The sequence below is a fragment of the Stenotrophomonas koreensis genome (genome assembly GCF_001431525.1).
Lineage (GTDB): Bacteria > Pseudomonadota > Gammaproteobacteria > Xanthomonadales > Xanthomonadaceae > Stenotrophomonas > Stenotrophomonas koreensis.
Genome location: NZ_LDJH01000058.1, coordinates 1 through 645, shown reverse-complemented (window position 1 = coordinate 645; position 645 = coordinate 1). Strand labels below are relative to the sequence as shown.

The following is a 645-nucleotide window of genomic DNA, read 5'->3' as shown; positions in this document are numbered from 1 at the left end:
GTTCAACCCAGGGCCATTCACCTCTGGCCGAACAGCTGCCTGCGCTCCTCCTCGCTCAGCGGCTTGCCGGCGTCCGGGTTGACCGTCGGGCCGAGCGCGTAGGCGCGCTGCGTGGCCGGGCGCATGGCGATGGCCTGGTGCCAGCGGTGCAGGTGCGGGAAGGCGTCGAAGTCGGCCGGGAGCTTGCTGTAGGCGCCGATCCACGGGTAGCTGGCCATGTCGGCGATGCCATACTCGTCGCCGCCCAGGTACGCCGATCCGGACAGGCGCTTGTCCATCACCCGGTGCAGGCGCCGCACCTCGCTGTCGTAGCGTTCGATGGCGTAGGCGATGCGCTCGGGCGCATAGACGTTGAAGTGGCCCATCTGCCCGCTCATCGGCCCGAGCCCACCCATCTGCCAGAACAACCATTCCAGCGCGGTGGCGCGGCCGCGCAGGTCGGTCGGCAGGAAGCGTCCGGTCTTGCCGGCCAGGTACTGCAGGATCGCGCCGGATTCGAACACGCTCAGCGGCGCCCCGCCATCGGCCGGGGCATGGTCGACGATGGCCGGGATCTTGTTGTTGGGCGCGATGGCCAGGAACTCGGGCTGGAACTGGTCACCGCTGCCGATGTTGACCGGCTTGATGCGGTAGTCCAGCCCGGCC

General features: G+C 69.3%; 1 protein-coding gene. It reads right to left on the bottom strand.

The features are described 5' to 3' along the window. Window positions 1-17: 17 nt before the first annotated feature. Window positions 18-645: glutathione binding-like protein (locus ABB25_RS14100; RefSeq protein ID WP_057667903.1), on the bottom strand; the 628-nt coding region annotated here is incomplete at its 5' end.